Origin of the sequence: Vibrio sp. 1457 (genome assembly GCF_033340195.1) — a bacterium.
Classification (GTDB): Bacteria; Pseudomonadota; Gammaproteobacteria; order Enterobacterales; family Vibrionaceae; genus Vibrio; species Vibrio alginolyticus.
In genome coordinates this window covers 15,407-38,892 of sequence record NZ_JAWOWA010000019.1, presented here as the reverse complement: position 1 = coordinate 38,892, position 23,486 = coordinate 15,407, and the positions used below count along the sequence as shown (strand labels likewise).

Below are 23,486 nucleotides of genomic sequence, written 5' to 3'. Positions count from 1 at the left end.
CGGTAAGTATTGTGGCAAAAACAATTCAAGCAATTCGAGGCATGAACGATTGCCTCCCAACTCAGTCGCCACTGTGGCAAAAATTAGAAAACACAGTGAAAAATGTAATTAGCGCATACGGTTATAACGAAGTGCGCATGCCAATCGTTGAAGAAACAAACCTATTCAGCCGCGCTGTTGGTGAAGAGACAGACGTCGTTTCAAAAGAAATGTACACCTTTGATGACCGTAACGGTGACAGCCTAACACTTCGCCCTGAAGGTACGGCGGGCTGTGTACGTTCATGTATCCAAAACAGCCTGATCAACCGTGATGAACAGCGTCTGTGGTACATGGGGCCTATGTTCCGCCATGAACGTCCGCAGAAAGGTCGTTACCGTCAATTCCACCAGTGTGGTGTTGAGGTGTTTGGTCTAAATGGTCCAGATGTTGATGCAGAGCTTATCATGATGACGGCGCGTCTATGGCGTGAGCTAGGTATCAATGAACATGTTCGTCTTGAGCTGAACTCTATCGGTTCTCAAGAAGACCGCGCAGACTACCGTACTGCACTGGTTGCATTCCTTGAGCAACATATTGATGTGCTAGATGAAGATTGTAAGCGTCGCATGCACACGAACCCACTGCGTGTTCTGGATACGAAGAACCCAGACGTTCAAGCTATTTTAGGTGATGCGCCTCGCCTTTCAGATTACTTGGGTGAAGAATCTAAAGCACACTTCGCAGGTCTATGTGAACTTTTAGACGCCGCAGGTATCAAATACACAGTTAACGAACGTCTAGTTCGTGGTCTGGATTACTACAATCGCACGGTATTTGAGTGGATCACTGAGAGCCTAGGTGCTCAAGGCACTGTATGTGGCGGTGGTCGTTACGATGGCCTTGTAGAGCAATTAGGTGGTAAACCAACACCAGCGGTTGGCTTTGCAATGGGCCTAGAGCGTCTAGTACTGATGCTAGAAACGTTGGAACTGACAGACGTTCGTCGCAGTGTTGACGTGTACGTAGTCACAGCGGGTGAAGGCACCATGATGGCAGGAATGAAGCTAGCAGAACAGCTTCGCGAGTCTGTTCCAGGCGTTCGTGTGATGAATCACTTCGGTGGCGGTAACTTCAAGAAACAGTTTAAACGCGCAGACAAAGTTGGTGCTGTTGTAGCATTGGTTCTGGGCGAAAACGAAGTTGCGGATAATACCGTAGTACTGAAAGACTTAGCTGGTGGTGAGCAAGAGACTTACAACCAAGCAGAAGTTGCAGAAAAGATCGCAGCACTGATTTAAGTCTTTTAGTAATCTAACAAAATTACATCCTAGTTCGTAAGCTAAGGCTCCCAAATGTGGAGCCTTTAAACGAAATAGGAACAATGGCAGCTAAGCTGCCATTTACATGTTTTAAGAGGACAGGAAGTGGAACTTTACGATACTGAAGAACAACAAGTTGAAGCCATTAAAGACTGGTGGAAGGAAAACGGCAAAGCCGTCATCATCGGTGCGGTTGTTGGTTTAGGTGGTCTATTTGGCTGGCGTTACTACCAGGATTCTGTGATTCAGGCGAGTGAAGCAGCTTCTCAAAGCTACACGACAGCAATGAATGCTTTGCAAGACAAAGGCACTGATGCTCAAGCTGACGTGAAAGCTTTCATTGAGTCAAATGAAGTAAAAGAATATTCAGTATTGGCTGCACTACAACTTGCTAAAGCACAAGTTGAAGCTCAAGACCTTTCTGCTGCATTGGAGCAACTGAAGTGGGCGCAAAGCAACACTCAAGATGCTGCGTTGTTACCATTGATTAGTTACCGCATTGCGCGTATTGAGACGGAAATGGGTAACTTCGACGCTGCAACGGCAGAGCTAAGTAACGTCACTGATACAGCATGGACAGGTCGTATTGCTGAACTTCGTGGCGATATTGCGATTCGCCAAGGTGACAAAGATGCTGCGTACGCTGCGTATACTGAAGCTCAGCAAGCGGCAGATGCAAGCCCGACACTACAAATGAAATTGGACGATCTGGCGAAATAAGGACCGCATTGGATGAAAAGAGTCTTTAAGAAAGCCTTGCTAGGGGCGTTAACAATGGGAGTACTTGCCGGTTGTGCAGGTGAGAAAGACACCATTGTAATGGCGCCACTACCTCAGGTAGACAGTCAGTTTACAACCAGTAGTGAGTGGAGCACATCGGTTGGCGATGGTGTTGGTCATTACTTTTCAAAACTATCCCCTGTATTTGCGAATGATACATTGTTCGTGGCAAGTCGTGATGGCTTAGTAAAAGCGCTGGATCCTGAGAATGGTAAACAACGTTGGCAAACGGACCTAGAAGAAGATGTCATTGCTCGTCTCTCTGGTGGTATCACAGCGGCATACGGAAACCTTTACATTGGCTCTGAGAATGGTGAAGTCATCTCTCTTGACCAAGAAACAGGTGAAATTGTTTGGCGTGTAAAAGTTGGTGGTGAGGTACTGGCGAAGCCAGTTGCAGATTCAGGCCTTATTATCATCAATACTAGCCGAGGCATGCTGATTGCCCTTAATGAGAGTACAGGTGAGCAACGCTGGGCATTGAGCACAGAAGTGCCGAACTTAACTTTACGTGGCGACAGTACTCCGACTGCAATTGGCGGCGGTGTATTTTGGGGAACGGCAAATGGCCGACTCGCAGCTGCTATCGTTGAGCGTGGTCAGTTGATTTGGCAACAGCCTGTTGGTACGCCAAAAGGCGCGACAGAAATTGATCGTTTGGTTGACGTTGATTCATCGCCAATTGTGCTAGGCGGTACTCTTTTCACCATTGGATACAATGGTCAACTTATCGCCATTGACTTACGTTCAGCGAACCCGATTTGGAAGCGTAATTACTCATCTGCGACAGACATTTCTACAGATGGTAGTCGCATCTTTGTGATAACGGAAAAAGATCATGTTGTTGCCGTTGATTCACGAAGCGGGACTGAGTTGTGGGAAAACAGCTTGCTTGAGCACCGACAACTTACAGCGCCAGTTATTGTTGGCAATTATCTCGTTGTCGGTGACACGCTTGGTTACCTTCACTGGATGGATCGTTCAACGGGCGAATTTGTTGCGCAGCAGTTTGTCGATGATAGTGGCTTGGCAGTTGGCCCGACGTTATTGTCGGATGGTTATGTGATTACAACTCGCAACGGCGATGTAAAGAAACTAACCATTAACGAATAATATCGTGATATAATTCACATTCGGCTCCTGGCTGGTGACAGCTAGGAGCCGTTTTGTTGTTTGAATTTATTAACCCTGACGTGGTTATAGGTAAAAAGCTGGTTTGATTTGGCATCGAGCAAGTCGTTACCTATAACTACAGAAGAAAGATTATTGTAGAGGTTGTTATGGTACCTGTTGTAGCTCTAGTAGGGCGTCCGAACGTAGGTAAATCTACACTATTTAACCGATTGACTCGCACTCGTGACGCGTTGGTTGCGGACTTTCCAGGCCTAACGCGAGACCGTAAATATGGCCAGGCGAGACTTGGTGAAGAGCACGAATTCATTGTGATTGATACTGGTGGTATCGATGGCACAGAAGAAGGCGTGGAAACAAAGATGGCAGAACAGTCATTAGCCGCGATTGATGAGGCTGATGTTGTATTGTTCCTTGTTGACGGTCGTGCTGGTCTGACACCTTCAGATGAAGCAATTGCTGCGCATCTGCGTAAAATTGAAAAGCCAGCGATGCTGGTAGTAAACAAAATCGATGGTATTGATGCCGATGCGGCGTGTGCTGATTTTTGGCAGCTCGGCGTGGATGATATGTACCAGATTGCGGCTGCTCATGGCCGTGGTGTGACCGCTTTGCTTGAGCGTGCTTTATCTCCATTCTTTGATGATCTACTAACAAGTGAATCTGAAGAAGGTGAGATTGAAGACCTGACTGGATTCGAAGACGAAGAGCCTCTTGTTGAAGATTACACTGAAGAAGACGCAGAAGCTGAATTCAAACGCCTTCAAGAGCAGCCGATTAAGTTGGCGATCATCGGTCGTCCTAACGTAGGCAAATCGACACTGACTAACCGTATTCTGGGTGAAGAACGTGTGGTTGTATACGATATGCCTGGTACAACGCGCGATTCTATCTACATCCCGATGGAGCGTGATGGACGCGAATACGTACTAATTGATACCGCAGGTGTTCGTCGTCGTGGTCGTATCAATGAAACGGTTGAAAAGTTCTCTGTTGTTAAGACGCTGAAAGCGGTAGAAGATGCAAACGTCGTTCTACTGGTGATTGATGCACGTGAAAATATTTCAGACCAAGACCTAAGCTTGCTTGGTTTTGCACTGAATGCTGGCCGCTCAATTGTCATCGCCGTTAACAAGTGGGATGGTCTAGACAGTGACGTGAAAGAAAGCGTGAAGAAAGAACTGGACCGCCGTCTAGGATTCGTCGACTTCGCGCGTATCCACTTTATCTCTGCGCTGCACGGTACTGGCGTTGGTCACTTGTTTGAATCTATTCAAGAAGCATATAACTCGGCGACAACGCGTGTGGGTACGTCAGTACTGACGCGTATCATGAAGATGGCTGTGGATGATCACCAACCGCCAATGGTTCGTGGTCGTCGTATCAAACTCAAATACGCACACGCAGGTGGTTACAACCCACCGATCGTTGTTATCCACGGTAACATGGTTCGTGAATTGCCAGATTCGTATAAACGTTATCTGATGAACTACTTCCGTAAGTCTCTGGAAATTATGGGAACACCGATTCGCATTAACTTCCACAACAGTGATAACCCATACGAGAACCGTACGAATAAGCTTACGCTATCACAAGAGCGTAAACGCAAACGTATGATGTCGATGGTGAAAAACCGCAATAAATAATGAAATTCGAATACCCAAGTTTCTACTTGGGTATTTTTTTATCAAAAGTAATCGTAAAAATGACTATCACAGCAACAAAGACTCGTTTTTGTCATCAAACATGGCAATTAGAAGCACAAATACAGCTCGTTCAATCTACGGAAGAAGTGACTTACGTTATTACAGATGTCACGCCGTTCCATCCCGTTAGTCACATGTGGCCGGATCACCCTGCAGATAAAGGAACGTTGAAGGTGAATGGGTCTGAGCATGACGTAGTAGATTGCCAAGTTGGAGCAGTGGAGCAGGAGAGTGGTGCTTTGTATGTGGGTAGTGACATCCCTGTAAAGCGTGATGCTGAAGGTTGGGTGTTTGTCGTTGTGCATGTTTTATCACGTACGGAATCACTTGTTACTGATGATTTGGTGACATTGGCGGTAGATAAGGATTACCAACGCGCTTTGAGTCGAGGCCACACTGCAGGACACTTAGCGTATTTGGCGTTGAATAAAGTACTAGCGGAAGACTATTGGCGAAAAGACGCAGACCGCAAAGACCCACATGGTTATTATGACTTTAATAGCTATGCACAAGTTACGAGTTATGTTACTCCAGACAAGTGCCTCGATACGTACCGTTTAGGCAAAACACTCCGTAAAAGAGGATTAAACAGTGCAGATATGCTGAATGACCTCCAGGCGATTGCAAAAAAAGTGAATAGCCAACTTGTGGAATGGCTTCGACGAGATGCGATGATCACCATGGAATGCCACGGTGACAGATTAACGGATTCTCGCTATTGGAAGTGCGATTTAGGGGAAGGTCAATTAGCGGTAATCCCTTGTGGTGGAACGCATGCGAGCCATTTAAATGAGTTTGCTTTTATCCAAGTTAAACTCGTTAAGCTCGACGCTCAAACTATCGAAATGCACACCAATGTAAACACTGCTTTTTGAATAAGATCTTTTTATTAAATTCTGATTTTTCGTTTAATTAAATCTTTTTAAGGTTTTTTATTCTGCCTTAAATTGGAATGCAGAATATGTAACTTATGCTTTCGGTGTGTGGTTATATAAATATTCTTTTAAGGGGTGATCGCTGATCAAGGAGTAAATATCAGACGATCAGTATAAGATCCTACGTATCAAGTATGGTTAACGCCTCGTGAAACTTGTTGGGGCGGTGATGAAGATCAACATACTTGTTCGCTATTTTGAGTAGCATGCGTTACTCGAAATTGCTTAGTTTAGAGAGAGGAACGGGATATGCAGCAGAACATTTGCCCGACTTGCAATGTCGAACTGGAATGGACAGGACAATACCATTGTGCACAGTGTGAATCGGATTTTAAAAAAGTAGGTTTTTGCCCTGATTGTGAGGCGGAGCTGGAGAAGCTGCAAGCATGCGGTGCTGCGAGTTACTTTTGTAATGTGTGTAATGAACTCAAATCAAAATCACGTGTCCGATTTGAGTTCCAGAAAATCAGTTAACCAGAGTTTGTATTCAGTTAACGGTAGAGCGAACGTCGCCTTCGGCTAATCGAGTAATCAATATATCTCCCGATTTTACATCTGAAGATTGAGTAATCACTTTACCTTGCTCAGTTTGAGTAATTGAGTAACCTCGTTTCAATGTCGCTAGTGGGCTGACGGTGTCTAACTTCTCTGCAGCAATCGCGAGTTGATGGCGCATAGTCAGTAATTTGCGATCCATTGCATCCATGAGCTTTTGCTCAACACGTTCTAGCTTCGACTTCTGCTCGGCAAGGCGTGTTACAGGAGAATTTAATTGCAGCCGATAATGTTGACGCTCGATTCGCTGTTGACGCAAGGCAATAAAACGACTCATCGCTCGCTGTAAGCGCATGTCCAACTCATCTAACTGTTGCGTCTGACGTTGCAAGCGATAGCTTGGGTGCTGTCTCTCTAGACGGTGCACTAATTGAGCAGATTGCTGCTTTTGTTGTGCTAGGTAGTAACGCATCGCACTCGCTAACTTATGCTGGCGGGTAACTAAAGCTTGATCTTTGTGGCTGTTATCACGGCTTACTAGCTCAGCGGCTGCTGATGGAGTAGGCGCGCGTACGTCGGCGACAAAATCAGCTATTGTCACGTCAACTTCATGTCCAACGGCGCTAATAATAGGAATTTGGCTTGCTGCAATCGTGCGAGCTAATATCTCGTTGTTAAAGCACCATAAGTCTTCTAATGAACCACCACCTCGGCCCACAATTAGTACATCACATTCATCACGGCTGTTAGCGCGACCAATGGCTTGTGCAATTTGAATGGCTGCGTCCTCACCTTGTACCACTGTCGGATAAATCACAACAGGTAGGGAAGGATCACGACGTTTCAATACGTCTAAGATATCGTAAAGCGCGGCACCAGTTTTCGATGTGATGACGCCAACACGTTTAGGGTGCTCAGGCAAAGATTGCTTATTGATTTGCGCGAACAACCCTTCTGCTGCAAGCTTCATTTTCAGCTCTTCAAACTCTTGTTGAAGACGGCCATCACCTTCCGGTTGCATGCTTTCGATGATCAATTGGTAGTCACCGCGAGGCTCATAAAGAGACAGACGAGCTTTTACTAGGACTTGATTACCGTTAGCGGGTTTGAAAGTAACGCGGCGATTGTTACCACGAAACATGGCACATTTAACTTGAGCGCGAGAGTCTTTAAGAGTGAGGTACCAGTGACCAGAGACAGGAGCTGAAAAGTTGGATATCTCTCCGACGAGCCAAACGATCCCCATTTCGTTTTCAAGGAGTAAACGAACTTCTGCGTTGAGACGAGAAACAGTAAAGATGTTTTGATTGGTCTTGGAGAGCACAGCTAATCTCTTAGACGTGAGTATGGAAATTAGCGGCAATATAATACATAGCAAGGGGGTAATTGCAAGAAAAAAATTAAAAAATTTGTGGTCAAGCGATTGCGTTAACCGTATAATCCCTCCGCAATATCTAATCCAAATGTAGCTTGTTGCTAACACAGGTTACCCTCATTATGCGAAACGATGAGATTGGATTGTTCTTTTTACTCCTCTAATTGTGAGATATTGCAAATGCTAAGAATTGCCAAAGAAGCGCTGACATTCGATGACGTACTACTTGTGCCAGCACACTCCACCGTTCTCCCAAACACAGCTGATCTTCGCACTCAGCTAACTAAGAACATCACCCTAAACATCCCAATGATTTCAGCGTCTATGGACACTGTTACTGAAGCTCGTCTAGCGATTGCGCTAGCGCAAGAGGGTGGCATTGGCTTTATCCACAAGAACATGTCTATTGAGCAGCAGGCAGCCGAAGTTCGTAAAGTTAAGAAGTTCGAAGCTGGTATGGTAACTGACGCGGTTACTGTAAACCCTGACGCGACCATCGCTGATGTTGTTGCACTCACTGAAAAGCATGGTTTTGCAGGTTTCCCTGTTGTCACTGAGAGCAATGAGCTTGTTGGTATTATCACTGGTCGTGACGTTCGTTTTGTGACGGACCTTTCTAAGAAAGTATCTTCAGTAATGACGCCAAAAGAGAAGTTGGCAGCAGTTAAAGAAGGTGCAACACGAGAAGAAGTGCAAGAGAAAATGCACGAAGCTCGTGTAGAGAAAGTATTGGTTGTGAATGATGAGTTCCAACTAACCGGTATGATTACTGCGAAAGACTTCCACAAAGCAGAACGTAAACCAAACGCATGTAAAGATGAGCGTGGTCGCCTACGTGTTGGCGCAGCCGTTGGTGCTGGCGCTGGTAACGAAGAGCGTGTTGCTGCTCTAGTTGAAGCAGGCGTTGACATTCTACTTATCGACTCTTCACACGGACATTCTGAAGGTGTACTAAACCGCATCCGCGAAACTCGCGCTGCTTACCCAGATCTAGACATCATCGGTGGTAACGTAGCAACTGGTGCTGGTGCTAAAGCACTAATCGAAGCTGGCGTAAGCGCAGTGAAAGTGGGTATCGGACCTGGTTCTATCTGTACAACTCGTATTGTAACGGGTGTGGGAGTTCCACAAATCACTGCAATCGCAGATGCGGCAGAAGTGGCTAATGATTATGGTATTCCGGTTATTGCTGACGGTGGTATCCGTTTCTCAGGTGATATCTGTAAAGCAATCGTAGCAGGCGCATCATGTGTGATGGTTGGTTCTATGTTTGCTGGTACTGAAGAAGCGCCGGGTGAAGTGATTCTATACAATGGCCGTTCTTACAAATCTTACCGCGGCATGGGTTCTCTTGGTGCTATGTCTCAAGGTTCTTCTGACCGTTACTTCCAGTCTGACAACGCAGCGGACAAGCTAGTACCAGAAGGTATCGAAGGTCGTATCGCATACAAAGGCCGTCTAAAAGAGATCGTACACCAACAAATGGGTGGTCTACGTTCAAGCATGGGTCTAACTGGTTCTGCAACTATCGAAGATATGCGTACGAAAGCTGAATTTGTACGTATCTCTGGTGCAGGTATGCAAGAGTCTCATGTACACGATGTTCAAATTACTAAGGAAGCGCCGAACTACCGTCTAGGGAACTAATTACCCAACGGAAACGTTTGCTTTTTCCTTGAAGCATTAAGAAGAGGCGAGTACACTCGCCTCGGTTTTAATCACTTAGCCTTAAAAAGACTGCTCAAAATGACTAAAAATATCCATGACCAACGTATTCTGATCTTGGACTTCGGTTCTCAGTACACTCAATTAGTAGCACGCCGCGTACGTGAAATCGGCGTTTACTGTGAACTATGGAGCTGGGATGTAGAAGAAGCGGATATTCGCGAATTCAACCCAGATGGCATTATCCTATCTGGCGGTCCAGAAAGCGTAACGGAAGAGAACTCTCCACGCGCGCCTCAATATGTGTTTGACTCTGGCGTTCCTCTACTTGGCGTATGTTACGGCATGCAAACTATGGCGGAACAACTAGGAGGCAAAGTAGCGGGCTCTAACGAACGTGAGTTTGGCTACGCTCAGGTTAAAGTTTCTGGTGAATGTGCTCTATTTAAAGACCTTGAAGCAACTCAAGACGTTTGGATGAGCCATGGCGACAAAGTAGTAGAGATCCCAGCCGATTTCGTAAAAGTTGGTGAGACAGACACTTGTCCTTACGCTGCGATGGCGAACGAAGAGAAGAAATACTACGGTGTTCAGTTCCACCCAGAAGTGACACACACAAAAGGTGGCCTACAAATGCTTGAGAACTTTGTTCTTGGCGTATGTGGCTGTGAGCGTCTATGGACTTCGGAATCTATCATCGAAGACGCGGTTGCTCGCATTAAAGAGCAAGTGGGTGACGACGAAGTTATCCTAGGTCTATCTGGTGGTGTTGATTCATCGGTAGTTGCGATGCTGGTTCATCGCGCAATCGGCGACAAGCTAACGTGTGTATTTGTTGATAACGGTCTACTTCGTCTAAACGAAGGTCAACAAGTAATGGATATGTTCGGCGACCAATTTGGTTTGAACATCATCAAAGTTGACGCTGAAGAACGCTTCCTAAAAGCACTTGAAGGCAAGTCTGACCCAGAAGAGAAGCGTAAGACTATCGGTCACGTATTCGTAGATGTATTCGATGAAGAGTCTAAGAAGCTGAAAAACGCGAAATGGCTAGCTCAAGGTACGATTTATCCTGATGTAATCGAGTCAGCTGCATCTAAGACTGGTAAAGCGCACGTGATCAAATCGCACCACAACGTGGGCGGTCTTCCAGATGACATGGAAATGGGTCTTGTTGAGCCACTACGTGAGTTGTTCAAAGATGAAGTTCGTAAGATTGGTCTAGAATTAGGCCTGCCTTACAACATGCTTTACCGCCACCCATTCCCGGGTCCAGGTCTAGGTGTTCGTGTTCTTGGTGAAATCAAGAAAGAGTACTGTGACTTGCTACGCCGTGCTGATGCTATCTTTATTGAAGAGCTTCACGCAGCTGATCTATACAACAAAGTATCTCAAGCGTTCACGGTATTCCTACCAGTACGTTCTGTTGGTGTAATGGGCGATGGCCGTAAGTACGATTGGGTTGTGTCTCTACGTGCGGTAGAAACTATCGACTTCATGACTGCTCATTGGGCACACCTACCATACGACTTCCTAGGTAAGGTATCTAACCGTATTATCAACGAAGTTGATGGCATTTCTCGTGTTGTTTACGACATTTCAGGTAAGCCACCAGCGACTATCGAGTGGGAATAATTTTCCTCTAGACAGTTGAGTTTATAAGAACCAGCCTTCGGGCTGGTTTTTTTGTACTTCAAGTTTGTGAAGAGGTGGCTCAACTTTTTTGTGAGAGATATATACATGCGGTTAAATTGAATATATATTCATTTTAATTGTTTAATTATCATAAATGGTATTGCTATGGAACAGGCTGACGTTACCTCTCTCATTCCCATCCTTATTACTCTTTTCCTCGCGCTGACCACAAGAAATGTCGTTGTTGGTTTATTCGCGGGTGTGGTGAGTGGTGTCGCTATGCTCGAAGGGACATTTGTCGAAAAAGGGCCACTAGACTCGTTTAGTGCACTGATGAAAAGCTATCTACTGCCGCAATTAACTGACAGCTACAATGCGGGCGTCATTTTGCTCTTGGTCTTTATTGGTGGCTTTGTTGCCTTGATGGAGAAATCTGGCGGTGGTGTGGCGTTTGCTAAAAAGGTTACTCAATGGGTTGCGAGTAAATGCCAAGCTCAACTGTCCGCATGGTTCGGTGGTGTGGTTATTTTCTTCTCAGACCTTGGTACACCACTGATTGTTGGCCCTGTTTTTCGCCCTTTATTTGATAAGTTAAAAGTATCACGCCAAAAATTAGCTTTTATTATCGACTCTACTTCCTCTCCCGTCGCAATCTTGATCCCTTTTATCGGATGGGGCGTTTACATCATGGGATTGATTCAAAAAGAGTTTACTGCCCTGAATGTCAGTATGAGTGATTGGGATGCTTTCATTGGTGCGATCCCGTATCAGTTTTACGCCTTTCTTGCGATCGCGATTGTGCCGATTGTCTCTTTCTTCAAATTAGATTTCGGACCGATGGCGAAGGCTGAACAACTAGCAGAGCAGGGCTCCGACTTTGGGAAAGTGCAGGAGTCCATGAATGTGTTTACGCATAAAAATGCAAAATCTAGTTTTGTATGGGCACCTTTGCTCGTTATGCTGGTGGTTCTATGTACCATCCTCGTGCCACACGGTTTTCCATTTCAAAAAGTGGCAGGATCAACGTTTAGGGCTGCACTTTCTTCTGCATATTTCTTCGCGGCCTTCACTTTAATTGCGCTGATGGCGTTTTATGGCGTAAGAAAGCTTTCGGATGGTATTCAGGTTTATCTGAAAGGGATGTCAAACATGATGTCAGTGGCGGTGATTCTGGTATTGGCTTGGGCGCTTAGCTCGGTTGGGAAAGAATTAGGTGCAGCTGCATACATTGCTGAACAAGCTCAAGCCGGTTTCCCTTACTGGTTATTGCCAGCGGTTGCGTTTTTACTGGCCGGTATTATCTCGTTCGCTACGGGATCATCTTGGGGGACGTTTGCCATCATGATGCCATTAGTGATCCCAACTGCCGTTGCGATTGATGCACCACTGTTGGTTTGTATTGGTGCGGTATTATCTGGTGGCTTGTTTGGCGATCACTGTTCTCCCATCTCTGAAACTACGATTTTGTCGTCGACAGGAGCGGGGTGTGAACAGTATGAGCACTTCCGTACACAATTGCCTTACGCATTACTCAATGGAATGATCGCATTAGGGTGTTTTCTTTTAGCTGGAATCAACGCCTCACCAGTGATTGTGCTTGCCGCAATTATTTCTCAGTGTGTGGTTTATTTTGTGCTGTCTAAACAAAAGTCAACCGCGAAGCTAGAGGTGGTTTCGGCAGAACAATAAAGAGAGAAACATCACAAAGCGGAGGCTCACAGGGTCTCCGCTTTTCTTTTGAGTCAAGGTAACATTTTTCTTGTGACAAAATGTGTGTGAGGACCTATTTATTCATTTTGTCTCGCAGAATCAACGTACTTGGCTCGGTGTTTCGTATATATGATCCACTATATGTCTAGTTATTCCTCGTATATTGTATTGTTGAAATCCGGAGACTAGACATGTTTGCACTCAAACATCTTCCTCTTGCATTGAGTTGTGTCTTAGCAGCACAAGTGAATGCGAGTATGAATATTCAGCCCGATCCGCAAAATCCGAATGGTTATGTTATTGCTCGTGGTGACGTTCAAGCCGTAGAGCAAAGCAAAACTTCTGATCCTATGTATGCCATTTGGTCACAAGCATTAGAGACACGCCCGAACTCAGTGGTTGAAGCGATTGTTCCAGGGGCGACAACCAACCCAGAAAACGTGAAGCGTGTAGAGCGTGTATTCCCCGAAAGTGAGTGGGACTTCCTGACTCAAATGGCGGCACCTGAATACACTTACACGCGTTTCCTACGTGCAATTGGTAAGTTCCCTGCATTCTGTGGTGAGTACACAGACGGTCGTGATTCGGATGCAATTTGTAAAAAATCGATCGTGACAGCGTTTGCTCACTTTGCACAAGAAACCGGTGGCCATATTTCGATTGATAACGTATCGGATAATCCGCTAGGGTTGGAAGAGTGGCAGCAAGCTTTGGTTCATGTGCGAGAAATGGGATGGTCTGAAGGGCAAGAAGGTTACACAACAGGTTGTGGTCAAAATGACTGGCAAAACAAACGCTGGCCATGTGAGTCTGGACAAGGTTACTTTGGACGTGGTGCAAAGCAGCTTTCTTACCATTTTAACTATGGCGCGTTCTCTGAAGTGATGTTTGATGGCGATGCATCTGTATTGCTGAAAAATCCAGGCTTGGTTGCGGATTCGTGGCTGAACTTAGCATCGGCTATCTGGTTCTTCCTAACCCCACAAGCACCGAAACCTGCAATGCTACATGTGATTGACCGTACTTGGGTGCCTTCACAGCGTGAGCTTGATGCTGGCATTGGTTACGGCTTTGGTACCACCATCAACGTGATCAATGGTGGTATTGAGTGTGGAGAGCAAAACAAAGATAAAGGTCAACCTGTTAACCGTATTCGTTATTGGGAAGGTCTTGCCGCCCATTATCAAATTCCAATTGAAGCCGATGAGACCAATACCTGTTGGCAGCAGACGCCTTACGGTAGCTTAAATCTGAATGGTGCGACAGACGTGTTGTACACCAACTGGGATGGAAACTGGAAATACTACTCAGATCGTCCGGGAGGCCACTCTTTTGAATGTGAACTTGTTGGTTTCCAAACGGCTTACTCTGCGCTAGTTGCGGGTGATTATGAGAAATGTGTAACTAACTTCTACCAATCTCATGCGGGTTGGCCAGAAGTTCGTGTAGTTGACAAGTTAGATCCAGTGGATCCGGTCGATCCGCCTGTAGGTGGTGTGGCAGCTTGGGATTCTGGCAAAGTATATAACACGGGGGAACAAGTCTCTTACCAAGGTGCTGTTTACGAAGCGAAATGGTGGTCACAAGGTAATGAGCCAACGAAAGGAGACCCGTGGAAGCTGGTTTCAGGCACTCCTACGGAGCCGCCTACAACGGAACCTGAACCACCGGTGACTGAGCCAGAGCCGCCCGTCACAGAACCAGAGCCGCCCGTCACAGAACCTGAGCCGCCAGTAACCGAGCCAGAACCACCAGTGACAGGCAATTTTATTCAGTGGGAGCCAGGTGTAACGCAAGTCGCTAACGGCGATAAAGTGACGTACCAAAACAAATGTTTTGTTGCGAAAAATGGCCCAGGAGTGTGGGAAAGCCCAACGCAAAGCAACTGGTTCTGGGACGAGATTTCTTGTCAGTGATCGAGTAAAAAACAACCTAACCATCTATAAAGACTCTGCTTTTTTGCAGGGTCTTTTTTTATATATGTAGCGGTTTATTTATGGAATCTAAGTTTTCAATAACAGCTTTTCTCTTTTGTTCTGGAGCCCATTAAAATTCGCGCGCATTTTTTATCAACATTTTTGAAAAAAGGTATTTGTACATGTCGACAAAACTGGCTAACCCAGCACCGCTAGGTCTTATGGGTTTCGGTATGACCACTATTCTGCTCAATATTCATAATGCAGGATTTTTCCCAATTGACTCTATGATTCTAGCGATGGGCATCTTTTACGGTGGCCTTAGCCAAGTAATCGTTGGCATCATGTGCTTTAAACGCGGTGATACATTCGGCACAACTGCGTTTACTTCTTACGGTCTATTTTGGCTAACATTGGTTGGTCTAATCGTAATGCCTCACATGGGTCTTCCTGCAAGCCCTGCAAGCTTTATGGGTTGGTACCTAGCGCTTTGGGGCATCTTCACTGGTTTCATGTTCATTGGTTCTCTATGTTACCCAACAGCGAAGCAAGTGGTATTTGGCTCTCTAACTATCCTGTTCTTCTTGCTTGCTGCTCGTGATTTCACTGGTAGCGAAGTGATCGGTGCTATCGCTGGCTTCGAGGGTATCTTCTGTGGCGCAAGTGCAATTTACTTCGCAATGGCACAAGTACTGAACAACGAATTTGGTCGTGAAGTGTTACCTGTAGGTAAAGCAAAAATCGCTCGTAAAGTTGAAGCGGTTATCGCCTAAGCTGCTACTCATAATGAAGAAAGGGGGATTAACCATTGGTTAATCCCCCTTTTTTATGTCCTCAATCGGACCACTGCTTTTTCTTATTTATGTGATAACGCTATGTTGATGGTTGCTCAACAGTTTCTGCGCTATTGCTGTCTGCCGTTGGTGCTTTACCCGTTTTACGTCGGTACTTATCTTCCCAGTAATCTGCGCCTTTAATGCCCAGTGCAACAGGGTTAAATGTAAAATCGGTCACACCACGTTTTTGTTGCTCTTCGTAGTCGTTCAGTGCTTTGAGTGCAGGCTTCGACATAAAGAAGATGATCAAAATACCGATGATGTTTAGCCACGCCATCAGTCCTACGCCTACATCACCCATCGCCCATGCTAAGTTGGCGGTTTTCACGGTTCCGTAGAACACGGATGAAATAATGATGACTTTCAGAATAAACATCAGTCCATTTACTTTGAACGTACGACGAATGTAAGCAATGTTCGTTTCTGCAATGTAGTAGTAAGCCAGAATGGTCGTAAACGCGAAGAAGAATAGAGCGATTGCGATGAATGGTTTACCCACGCCAGGTAGTGCGCTTTCGATCGCCATCTGTGTAAACACAGGACCATTTGCACCAATATCCGCTGGTAGGTTTTGAACCAGGAATGTACCTTCAATCGCACCATTTACGTTGTACGCGCCAGTGATAAGAATCATGAACGCGGTTGCTGAACACACAAGTAGTGTATCGATGTAAATAGAGAAAGATTGAACAAGACCTTGCTGAGCTGGGTGATCAACACTCGCTGCTGCTGCTGCGTGAGGACCAGTACCTTGACCTGCTTCGTTGGAGTAGACACCACGTTTTACACCCCAGCCGATTGCTGCACCAACGCCTGCCATTGGTGTGAACGCGTCACCAATGATCATGCCGAAAATGCGTGGAACCTCACCAATGTTTAGAAGGATGATGACAAACGCAGTAATGATGTAAGCTAACGCCATAAATGGCACAACGACTTGGGTAAAGTTCGCGATACGCTTTACGCCACCAAAAATGATGAAAGCCAAAATGACACAAACAACCGTACCAGTGAAAATTTTAGCAAAACTGAAGGTACCAATAGCGGTTTCAATCATGTCACCTGAGCCAAATGCGGCTTCTACTGCGTTACCGATACTGTTCGATTGAACGCCAGGAAGTAGAACACCACAAGCAAAGATGGTCGCGATAGCAAAGATCCAAGCGTACCATTTTTGTCCCATTGCTTTCTCAATATAGTAAGCAGGGCCACCACGGAACTCGCCTTCGTCTTCTTCTTTATAAATTTGTGCAAGTGTTGATTCTGCGTATGCGGTTGCAGCGCCAAAGAAGGCTACGACCCACATCCAGAATACGGCGCCTGGGCCACCGAAACCGATAGCAGCGGCAACACCAGCAATGTTACCTGTACCTACACGGCCAGATAGTGAAACAGCAAGTGCCTGAAATGATGATATCCCTTTTGTTGAACTCTTCCCTGAAAGTAATAAGCGCCACATCTCAAAGAAGTGACGAATTTGTACAAAACGCGTCATGATTGAATAGAACAAACCTGCGCCAAGGCACAAATAGATCAGTACCGGGCTCCAAATAATTCCATTCAGAAAATCAACTAATGACTGCATGAGTATTTTCCCTGTTAGTTGTGTTTGTGGTTGTTTTTCACACAATACATTACCCTTTATGTAATGCAATTGTTAACTTTTTTAGCTACAAATCCTTTGTAGCGTGATGATGAACACAGAATGGAGAGTAGTTGTTAAAATTTGGTTCTTGTTGCTTATTTGCTCCTTTTAGGTAGAAGATTTGCCTGATGATTAATTATGCAGCACATTGTCATTTAAATGTGCTGCGATTTTGATGAGTTAAAAATGCCAGTGGTTATGCATTTTGTGGAGTAAGTGTCTGCCTGTTTTTTTGTTCAGTCATGTCCTCAGGCGTAACGACAAAGGTTAAGCTCCGCATTATCCATCACTTTTGCTTTTTCGCCTTTCATTACGCTTGCTAGCAATTGACCTGAACCACAAGCCATCGTCCAGCCCAGAGTTCCGTGTCCGGTGTTAGTAAAAAGGTTATCGTATTTAGTCGCGCCGATAATTGGTGTGCCATCAGGCGTCATTGGCCTAAAGCCGCTCCAAAACTCAGCTTGGCTGAAGTCACCACAACGAGGAAAAAGATCACGGATGACCATTTCGATGGTGTTTTTGCGCTTTTGTGGAAGGGAAGCATCAAACCCTGCTAATTCTGCGGTGCCAGCTACGCGAATTCTGTCATCAAATCGAGTCATAGCGACTTTATAGGTTTCATCCATCACAGTAGATCGAGGAGAGAAGTGTTCATCTTCCATCGGGATGGTGAGTGAATAGCCTTTGACAGGGTAGACCGGAATATCAATATCGAGTTGCTTGAGTAGCGCTGTAGAGTAGCTGCCAGAGGCCACTACATATTGGTCTGCTTTAAATTGTCCTCGGTTCGTTTGGACACCTATGATCTTTTTGCCTACTGTAACCCAATTGCTTACTTCAGTATCGAACTCAAATCGGACATCGTGTGCCTTAGCAAGCTCCGTTAGTTGTTGGCAAAATTGATGGCAATCGCCCGTTTCGTCATCAGGTAGATGCAAGCCACCAACCAGTTTGTCTTTCACAAGTGCAAGCCCTGGCTCTTGTTCAATACATTGTTCGACGTCCATTAGCTTAAATCGGGTTCCGCTTTGTTCAAGGAGCTGCATGTCCTTTTCAATGGCTTGCAGCTGTTGATGTGTTCGGAATACTTGCAAGGTCCCAAACTGACGTCCTTGATACTCAATGGCGTGTTCTTGGCGTAACTGTTCTAAGCAAATACGGCTGTGGTTAGCGATCGAAAGCATGCGAGCCTTGTTAACTTGATAGCGAGGTAGGGTGCAGTTCGCGACCATTTTACTCGCCCAGCGGATCATGTCGGCATTCAGAGTGGGTTTGATTTTAAGTGGAGCATGCTCCTCCATTAACCACTTAATGGCTTTAACAGGAACACCAGGCGCAGCCCAAGGCGAAGAATAGCCATATGAGATCTGCCCGGCATTGGCGAAGCTCGTTTCCATGGCACTGCTTGCTTGGCGGTCAATGACGGTAACTTGATAGCCTGCTTGAGATAAATACCAAGCAGAGGTTAAGCCGATAACGCCGCTGCCTAATACGATGACTTCCATTGATGCACTCCACACATTTATCAGAGTGCTCAGTTTCTTTTCTTTACCTTTTGTTAACAATCGATATAAATTACACACTGTGTTTAGAAAAACTATAGGCTCAAGGATGAAAAGTAATCTGATAAGTGGTTTGTGCCTATTTAGCCAAGTCGCGGAGTACAGCAGCTTTACTGGTGCCGCAAGACATTTACACCTCACCACTGGTGCCATAAGCCAACAAATTATTCATTTGGAAGCGTTATTAGGTTTTACTTTATTTGAACGCCACTCTCGCGGTATTCGTTTAACCGTAAAAGGCACTCAGTTACACCAAGCGACGCAGTTTCACTTTTCGGAACTGAGCAAATTGCTTGATGAGCTCAAAGTAGAAAAGCAAACCAATGAAATTCGTTTGAAGTTGACGCCTTCTTTTGCTTTCAAATGGTTAGTCCCAAAGCTCGAAAGCTTCCATCACGATAATCCGGATATCCAAGTACAAATCTTTGCGGAAGGTGCGCTGGTAAATAGTGAGATAAAAGACTATGACGTCGCAATTGACTATGGTCTTCATCCTTATAGAAATGCTAACGCGGAGCTGATTTTGGATGAGCATCTGCTACCGGTGATGAGTCCAAAATACCTTGAGGATCATGGCTGGCTAAAAACGTTGTTTGGTGAGCAAAAAAACTCAATGCCAGTGAAGCAATGGCAAGAGGCGACGCTACTACACGATGCGATGCCATGGGAAAAAGCGACGCGTGACTATGAGTGGCTATATTGGGCGTCAGCGATGGGGTTGGATTTTAAAACCGATATCGGACACTTTTTTAATCGAACGGATATGGCGATGTCTGCAGCCGAAGCAGGCGTTGGGATTGCGATGGCACGAATGGCACTGATTGAGGATGAATTGACGACAGAGCGTTTGGTTTCTCCATTCAAACCGATTCCTGCCAATGCAGGGTATTACTTGATCATGAACACACGTACGAATGCGACAGAAACGTTTCGTCACTGGTTACTTGGACAGTTGAATTAGCGTTTTATCTCTGTGATTCATCCCTACGTTATTTGTTGAAAAATTGGGCAATATAAGTTTTAAGCAAGGTAAGTGCTTTTCTTGCCGCTATTTGAGTGATGAAAGACAGGGAAGAACATGAAAGACGAAACGCTATCTATCCATTTTGGTTACGAAACTGACCCGACCACCAAATCTGTCGCGACACCGATTTATCAAACGGTCGCGTACGAGTTTGATAACGCGCAGCATGGTGCTGATCTGTTTAACTTGGAAGTGCCGGGGAATATCTACACTCGCATCATGAATCCGACTAATGACGTGCTGGAAAAACGCATGGCAGCGTTAGAAGGCGGCATTGCTGGATTGGTCGTGAGTGCGGGGAGTGCAGCGATTAACTATGCGATTCTGACGTTAGCGCAAGCGGGCGATAACATCGTTTCTACGCCGCAACTTTATGGCGGTACTTATACCTTGTTTGCGCACATGCTCCCAAATCAAGGTATTCAGGTGAAGTTTGCTAAAGATGACAAGCCAGAAAGTTTGGCCGAATTAATTGATGAAAATACCAAAGCGGTGTACTGCGAGAGCATTGGTAACCCTGCGGGTAATATCATCGATTTAGAACGTGTGGCGGAGCTTGCTCATGCACAAGGCGTACCTGTGATTGTGGATAACACCGTTGCGACGCCAGTGCTTTGCAAACCCATCGAATTTGGTGCGGATATCGTAGTTCACTCTCTCACTAAATACGTTGGTGGGCATGGCACCACATTAGGTGGCGTGATTGTGGATTCCGGTAAATTCCCTTGGGCACAGCACAAAGACCGCTTTCCTGTTTTCAACCAACCAGAACCTTCTTACCACGGCGTGGTGTATACCGAAGCGTTTGGTGAGGCGGCATTTATCGGGCGTGCGCGTACCGTACCACTGCGTAATACCGGAGCAGCATTATCACCGATGAATGCATTTATGCTTATGCAAGGGTTAGAAACGTTACCGCTGCGTATGGAGCGCCATACCGAGAACACACTCAAAGTGGCTGAATTCTTGGAACAGAATGACAAAGTCAGTTGGGTAAGTTATGCCGGATTGCCAAGTTCTGAACACTTCCATCTCGCCGAAAAATACATGAAAGGTAAGCCTTCTGCGATTTTGTCGTTTGGTTTAAAAGATGGTTATGACGCTGGTGTGCGTTTTTATGATGCTTTGAAAATCTTTAAGCGTTTGGTGAACATTGGCGATGCAAAATCATTGGCTTGCCATCCTGCATCGACGACTCATCGTCAATTGAGCGAAGCAGAACAAAAACAAGCTGGTGTGTCTCCAGAGATGATTCGTTTATCGGTGGGTATTGAACATATTGACGATATTCTAGCCGATTTAGAACAGGCACTAAACGCGTAAAACGATTCTGTTTTTAGCTTTGGGTTACCCATAGGCCAGCCTTTAAAAAAGCTGGCCTATTTTTATTTTATTGTTTAAATATCAAGGGTTTTAGTGTTTTTGGGTTGTGGTATTCCAAAAGCTCATGGTGGGTGAAATTTATTCCCTTGTCGCATTTGGGGTTGTTCCTGATGATGTGTGCAAATCTTACACATTGGAAGGGACTCAAATGTCTTACGTATTTCACCGTCATTGCCATGCCACGTTGCCAATCATCGATAAAGGTGAAGGTGTTTATCTATTCGATAAACAAGGGAAACAGTATCTCGATGCTTGTGGCGGCGCTGCGGTATCAAACCTTGGCCACAGTCATCAAGCCGTTAAAAAAGCTATGTTGGAACAGCTCGAGCGAGTGCCGTTTGCTCATACTGGATTTTTTACTAGTGACAGCAGTGAGCGACTAGCGGAATTGATTTGTCAGCATATGCCTGAGCAGTTCAACCATGTGTATTTAGTCAGTGGCGGATCAGAAGCGGTGGAGTCGGCACTAAAAATGGCGCGGCAGTATTTCGTGGAATCAGGTAAGCCAGAGAAAAAGCAATTCATCGCGCGTCAGCAAAGTTATCACGGTAATACCTTGGGGGCTCTGGCTGTCGGAGGTAATGAATGGCGACGTGAACCGTTCAAACCCATCTTACACCCGAGCCATCATATCGCCCCTTGCTATGCTTATCATTATCAGCAGAGTCATGAGTCGGAATTGGATTACTCATTGCGAGCGGCGAATGAGCTAGAGGCAAAAATTCTTGAGTTGGGGGCTGATAATGTCATGGCTTTTGTCGCTGAGCCCATTGTGGGAGCCACCGCTGGAGCTGTGCCTGCCACACAAGGTTACTTCAAGCGTATTCGCGAAATATGCGACCAATACGATGTGTTATTGATCTTGGATGAAGTCATGTGTGGCGTTGGACGCAGTGGCAGTTTTTTTGCGTTTGAGCAAGAAGAGGCAGAACCCGATCTGGTGTGTATGGCTAAAGGGCTTGGTGCGGGTTATCAACCTATTGGCGCGGTGGTTGCGAATGATCGAGTCTATCAAGCTATTGCTGATGGAAGCGGTTTTTTCCAACACGGTCATACCTTTATGGCGCACCCTGTGGCGTGCGCTGCTGCCGTGGCAACAATTGAAACCATCTTCCAAGATGATTTATTAACGGCGGTGAATCAGCAAAGTGCTTTGCTGCGTAATGAGCTTACTTCTGCATTGGCCCATTTACCGTACATTGGCGACATTCGTGGTAAAGGCTTGTTTTTTGGCATTGAGCTGGTGGCGGATAAAGAAAGCAAGGCGCCTCTGAGTAAAGCCACATTGGCAGACAAACGCATCAAACAGCGAGCAATGGAAAATGGCTTAATGTGCTACCCAATGGGCGGAACGATTGATGGCGTTAATGGGCACCATATTTTGCTCGCACCGCCATTCATTATTCAGTCTCATCATATTGATGAACTAGTCGGTAAACTCTCATTAACGTTAAAAGAGGTGGCGGAGACATGGAAGTAGCAAACCAATATTTGCGAGAACCTATCGCCATTATCGTGGCCCCAAACGGTGCTAGAAAAACTAAGCACGATCACGCCAACTTACCTATGACAAAAGACGAACTGGTTGCAGAGGCTATCGCTTGTCAAACGGCAGGGGCTGCCATGATCCATTTGCATGCTAGAGACGCCAACGGATGTCATTCATTAGACATCGACGACAACATGGCAATTTACCATGCCGTGAAAGAAGCGGTGGGAGAAACCATGATGGTTCAGCTCACCACAGAAGCTGTGGGTTTATATTCTCCGCCACAACAGAGGGCGTTAGTCAAAGCTGTGAAACCTGAAGCGGCTTCTTTCGCATTGAGGGAGTTAATCCCCGATCGCGCAAGTGAGAAAGAAGGGCATGTCTTTTTCCATTGGTTGGCAGAGAACAGCATCGTGAGCCAAATTATTCTCTACGATACAACCGACATTGAACGTTATTTCCAACTACGCGATGCGGGCGTGTTACCTAAAACGTATCAGCATGCATTAGTGGTGTTAGGGCGTTATCACCAAACTCAACAGTCTTCGCCATGGGATTTACGAGGTTTGAATTTGGCGCGTTTTGTCGAGGAAGAAATTCGATGTGCCATTTGTGCTTTTGGCGCGCGAGAGCAAGACTGTTTAGCGAGTGCGATGTTACTTGGATTCGATGTGAGAGTGGGGTTTGAGAATAACCACGTCGATGTGGCAGGCGAATTAGCAATCAGTAACGCGGCTCAGGTGGAAGCTCTACGCGATGTGGCGCATCGCTTTGCTATTCCTTTACACAGTGCGCAAAGTTTGCGTTCAGCTTTGAAGTAAATCTGCTCGCGGAAAAGAAAAAAAGAAAAAAAGAAGAAAGGAAAGTAAAAAGGCTCCATCGGAGCCTTTTCGGTATT

General features: G+C 45.7%; 18 protein-coding genes. 15 read left to right on the top strand and 3 right to left on the bottom strand.

Going from position 1 to position 23,486, the window contains the following annotated elements:
* The first annotated feature begins 11 nt into the window (after positions 1 to 11).
* The 6 genes from hisS to R7Z41_RS17760 all read left to right on the top strand — a co-directional run bounded on the left by hisS (position 12) and on the right by R7Z41_RS17760 (position 6,327).
* Positions 12 to 1,280, top strand: a complete 1,269-nt coding sequence (gene hisS / locus R7Z41_RS17785) for a histidine--tRNA ligase (RefSeq protein WP_005381698.1) — start codon at positions 12 to 14, stop codon at positions 1,278 to 1,280.
* 126 nt (positions 1,281 to 1,406) lie between these two features.
* On the top strand, positions 1,407 to 2,021 hold the full coding sequence (locus R7Z41_RS17780; RefSeq protein WP_005381697.1) for a YfgM family protein: 615 nt from the start codon (positions 1,407 to 1,409) through the stop codon (positions 2,019 to 2,021).
* Positions 2,022 to 2,033: 12 nt separating this feature from the next.
* Positions 2,034 to 3,194, top strand: a complete 1,161-nt coding sequence (bamB, locus tag R7Z41_RS17775) for an outer membrane protein assembly factor BamB (RefSeq protein WP_005381696.1) — start codon at positions 2,034 to 2,036, stop codon at positions 3,192 to 3,194.
* A gap of 167 nt (positions 3,195 to 3,361) precedes the next feature.
* Complete coding sequence (gene der / locus R7Z41_RS17770; protein ID WP_017820569.1) at positions 3,362 to 4,858, top strand: ribosome biogenesis GTPase Der; 1,497 nt, start codon at positions 3,362 to 3,364, stop codon at positions 4,856 to 4,858.
* Positions 4,859 to 4,917: 59 nt separating this feature from the next.
* Positions 4,918 to 5,793 (top strand): metal-dependent hydrolase, encoded by an 876-nt coding sequence (locus R7Z41_RS17765; RefSeq protein WP_065275049.1) that lies wholly within the window; start codon positions 4,918 to 4,920, stop codon positions 5,791 to 5,793.
* Between the two features lie 309 nt (positions 5,794 to 6,102).
* Entirely contained in the window at positions 6,103 to 6,327 is a 225-nt protein-coding gene (locus R7Z41_RS17760) for a zinc ribbon domain-containing protein (RefSeq protein WP_012842112.1), read from the top strand.
* A 13-nt stretch (positions 6,328 to 6,340) separates the two neighbouring features.
* On the opposite strand, the gene xseA is transcribed toward R7Z41_RS17760, so the two are convergent.
* Positions 6,341 to 7,672 carry an exodeoxyribonuclease VII large subunit gene (xseA, locus tag R7Z41_RS17755; protein WP_042521180.1) on the bottom strand — a complete coding sequence of 444 codons (1,332 nt, stop codon included), beginning with the start codon at positions 7,670 to 7,672 and terminating at the stop codon, positions 6,341 to 6,343.
* Positions 7,673 to 7,903: 231 nt separating this feature from the next.
* Here xseA and guaB point away from each other — a divergent pair, with 231 nt between their 5' ends.
* From guaB to R7Z41_RS17730, 5 genes are all read left to right on the top strand, one after another.
* Entirely contained in the window at positions 7,904 to 9,370 is a 1,467-nt protein-coding gene (gene guaB / locus R7Z41_RS17750) for an IMP dehydrogenase (protein WP_017633908.1), read from the top strand.
* Positions 9,371 to 9,469: 99 nt separating this feature from the next.
* Positions 9,470 to 11,023 carry a glutamine-hydrolyzing GMP synthase gene (gene guaA / locus R7Z41_RS17745; RefSeq protein WP_005381685.1) on the top strand — a complete coding sequence of 518 codons (1,554 nt, stop codon included), beginning with the start codon at positions 9,470 to 9,472 and terminating at the stop codon, positions 11,021 to 11,023.
* A 165-nt stretch (positions 11,024 to 11,188) separates the two neighbouring features.
* Positions 11,189 to 12,712 (top strand): Na+/H+ antiporter NhaC family protein, encoded by a 1,524-nt coding sequence (locus tag R7Z41_RS17740; RefSeq protein WP_005381684.1) that lies wholly within the window; start codon positions 11,189 to 11,191, stop codon positions 12,710 to 12,712.
* Positions 12,713 to 12,924: 212 nt separating this feature from the next.
* Positions 12,925 to 14,649, top strand: a complete 1,725-nt coding sequence (locus R7Z41_RS17735) for a chitinase (RefSeq protein ID WP_225478085.1) — start codon at positions 12,925 to 12,927, stop codon at positions 14,647 to 14,649.
* Positions 14,650 to 14,831: 182 nt separating this feature from the next.
* Positions 14,832 to 15,422, top strand: coding sequence for an acetate uptake transporter (locus R7Z41_RS17730; RefSeq protein ID WP_005381682.1), 591 nt, complete (start codon positions 14,832 to 14,834; stop codon positions 15,420 to 15,422).
* 100 nt (positions 15,423 to 15,522) lie between these two features.
* Here the strand turns inward: R7Z41_RS17730 and R7Z41_RS17725 are convergent, their stop codons facing one another.
* The gene (locus tag R7Z41_RS17725; protein ID WP_005381681.1) at positions 15,523 to 17,070 is read right to left on the bottom strand and encodes an alanine/glycine:cation symporter family protein; all 1,548 of its coding nucleotides are present in this window, start codon (positions 17,068 to 17,070) and stop codon (positions 15,523 to 15,525) included.
* A 308-nt stretch (positions 17,071 to 17,378) separates the two neighbouring features.
* Entirely contained in the window at positions 17,379 to 18,635 is a 1,257-nt protein-coding gene (locus tag R7Z41_RS17720) for a D-amino acid dehydrogenase (protein ID WP_171344843.1), read from the bottom strand.
* A gap of 106 nt (positions 18,636 to 18,741) precedes the next feature.
* Here R7Z41_RS17720 and R7Z41_RS17715 point away from each other — a divergent pair, with 106 nt between their 5' ends.
* The 4 genes from R7Z41_RS17715 to R7Z41_RS17700 all read left to right on the top strand — a co-directional run bounded on the left by R7Z41_RS17715 (position 18,742) and on the right by R7Z41_RS17700 (position 23,409).
* The gene (locus R7Z41_RS17715) at positions 18,742 to 19,653 is read left to right on the top strand and encodes a LysR substrate-binding domain-containing protein (RefSeq protein ID WP_137281744.1); all 912 of its coding nucleotides are present in this window, start codon (positions 18,742 to 18,744) and stop codon (positions 19,651 to 19,653) included.
* 117 nt (positions 19,654 to 19,770) lie between these two features.
* Positions 19,771 to 21,039, top strand: coding sequence for an O-acetylhomoserine aminocarboxypropyltransferase/cysteine synthase family protein (locus R7Z41_RS17710; RefSeq protein WP_005381677.1), 1,269 nt, complete (start codon positions 19,771 to 19,773; stop codon positions 21,037 to 21,039).
* 208 nt (positions 21,040 to 21,247) lie between these two features.
* On the top strand, positions 21,248 to 22,579 hold the full coding sequence (locus R7Z41_RS17705; RefSeq protein WP_206970864.1) for an aspartate aminotransferase family protein: 1,332 nt from the start codon (positions 21,248 to 21,250) through the stop codon (positions 22,577 to 22,579).
* Entirely contained in the window at positions 22,570 to 23,409 is an 840-nt protein-coding gene (locus R7Z41_RS17700) for a 3-keto-5-aminohexanoate cleavage protein (protein ID WP_206970863.1), read from the top strand. The genes R7Z41_RS17705 and R7Z41_RS17700 overlap by 10 nt, the downstream gene beginning before the upstream one ends.
* Positions 23,410 to 23,486: the final 77 nt, after the last annotated feature.

What these genes read in the sequence shown, in the direction of transcription:
- bamB (WP_005381696.1), top strand. Translation starts at nt 2,034, where the DNA reads ATGAAAAGAGTCTTTAAGAAAGCCTTGCTAGGGGCGTTAACAATGGGA.
- der (WP_017820569.1), top strand. Translation starts at nt 3,362, where the DNA reads ATGGTACCTGTTGTAGCTCTAGTAGGGCGTCCGAACGTAGGTAAATCT.
- R7Z41_RS17765 (WP_065275049.1), top strand. Translation starts at nt 4,918, where the DNA reads ATGACTATCACAGCAACAAAGACTCGTTTTTGTCATCAAACATGGCAA.
- R7Z41_RS17760 (WP_012842112.1), top strand. Translation starts at nt 6,103, where the DNA reads ATGCAGCAGAACATTTGCCCGACTTGCAATGTCGAACTGGAATGGACA.
- guaB (WP_017633908.1), top strand. Translation starts at nt 7,904, where the DNA reads ATGCTAAGAATTGCCAAAGAAGCGCTGACATTCGATGACGTACTACTT.
- guaA (WP_005381685.1), top strand. Translation starts at nt 9,470, where the DNA reads ATGACTAAAAATATCCATGACCAACGTATTCTGATCTTGGACTTCGGT.
- R7Z41_RS17740 (WP_005381684.1), top strand. Translation starts at nt 11,189, where the DNA reads ATGGAACAGGCTGACGTTACCTCTCTCATTCCCATCCTTATTACTCTT.
- R7Z41_RS17735 (WP_225478085.1), top strand. Translation starts at nt 12,925, where the DNA reads ATGTTTGCACTCAAACATCTTCCTCTTGCATTGAGTTGTGTCTTAGCA.
- R7Z41_RS17730 (WP_005381682.1), top strand. Translation starts at nt 14,832, where the DNA reads ATGTCGACAAAACTGGCTAACCCAGCACCGCTAGGTCTTATGGGTTTC.
- R7Z41_RS17725 (WP_005381681.1), bottom strand. Translation starts at nt 17,070, where the DNA reads ATGCAGTCATTAGTTGATTTTCTGAATGGAATTATTTGGAGCCCGGTA.
- R7Z41_RS17720 (WP_171344843.1), bottom strand. Translation starts at nt 18,635, where the DNA reads ATGGAAGTCATCGTATTAGGCAGCGGCGTTATCGGCTTAACCTCTGCT.
- R7Z41_RS17715 (WP_137281744.1), top strand. Translation starts at nt 18,742, where the DNA reads ATGAAAAGTAATCTGATAAGTGGTTTGTGCCTATTTAGCCAAGTCGCG.
- R7Z41_RS17710 (WP_005381677.1), top strand. Translation starts at nt 19,771, where the DNA reads ATGAAAGACGAAACGCTATCTATCCATTTTGGTTACGAAACTGACCCG.
- R7Z41_RS17705 (WP_206970864.1), top strand. Translation starts at nt 21,248, where the DNA reads ATGTCTTACGTATTTCACCGTCATTGCCATGCCACGTTGCCAATCATC.
- R7Z41_RS17700 (WP_206970863.1), top strand. Translation starts at nt 22,570, where the DNA reads ATGGAAGTAGCAAACCAATATTTGCGAGAACCTATCGCCATTATCGTG.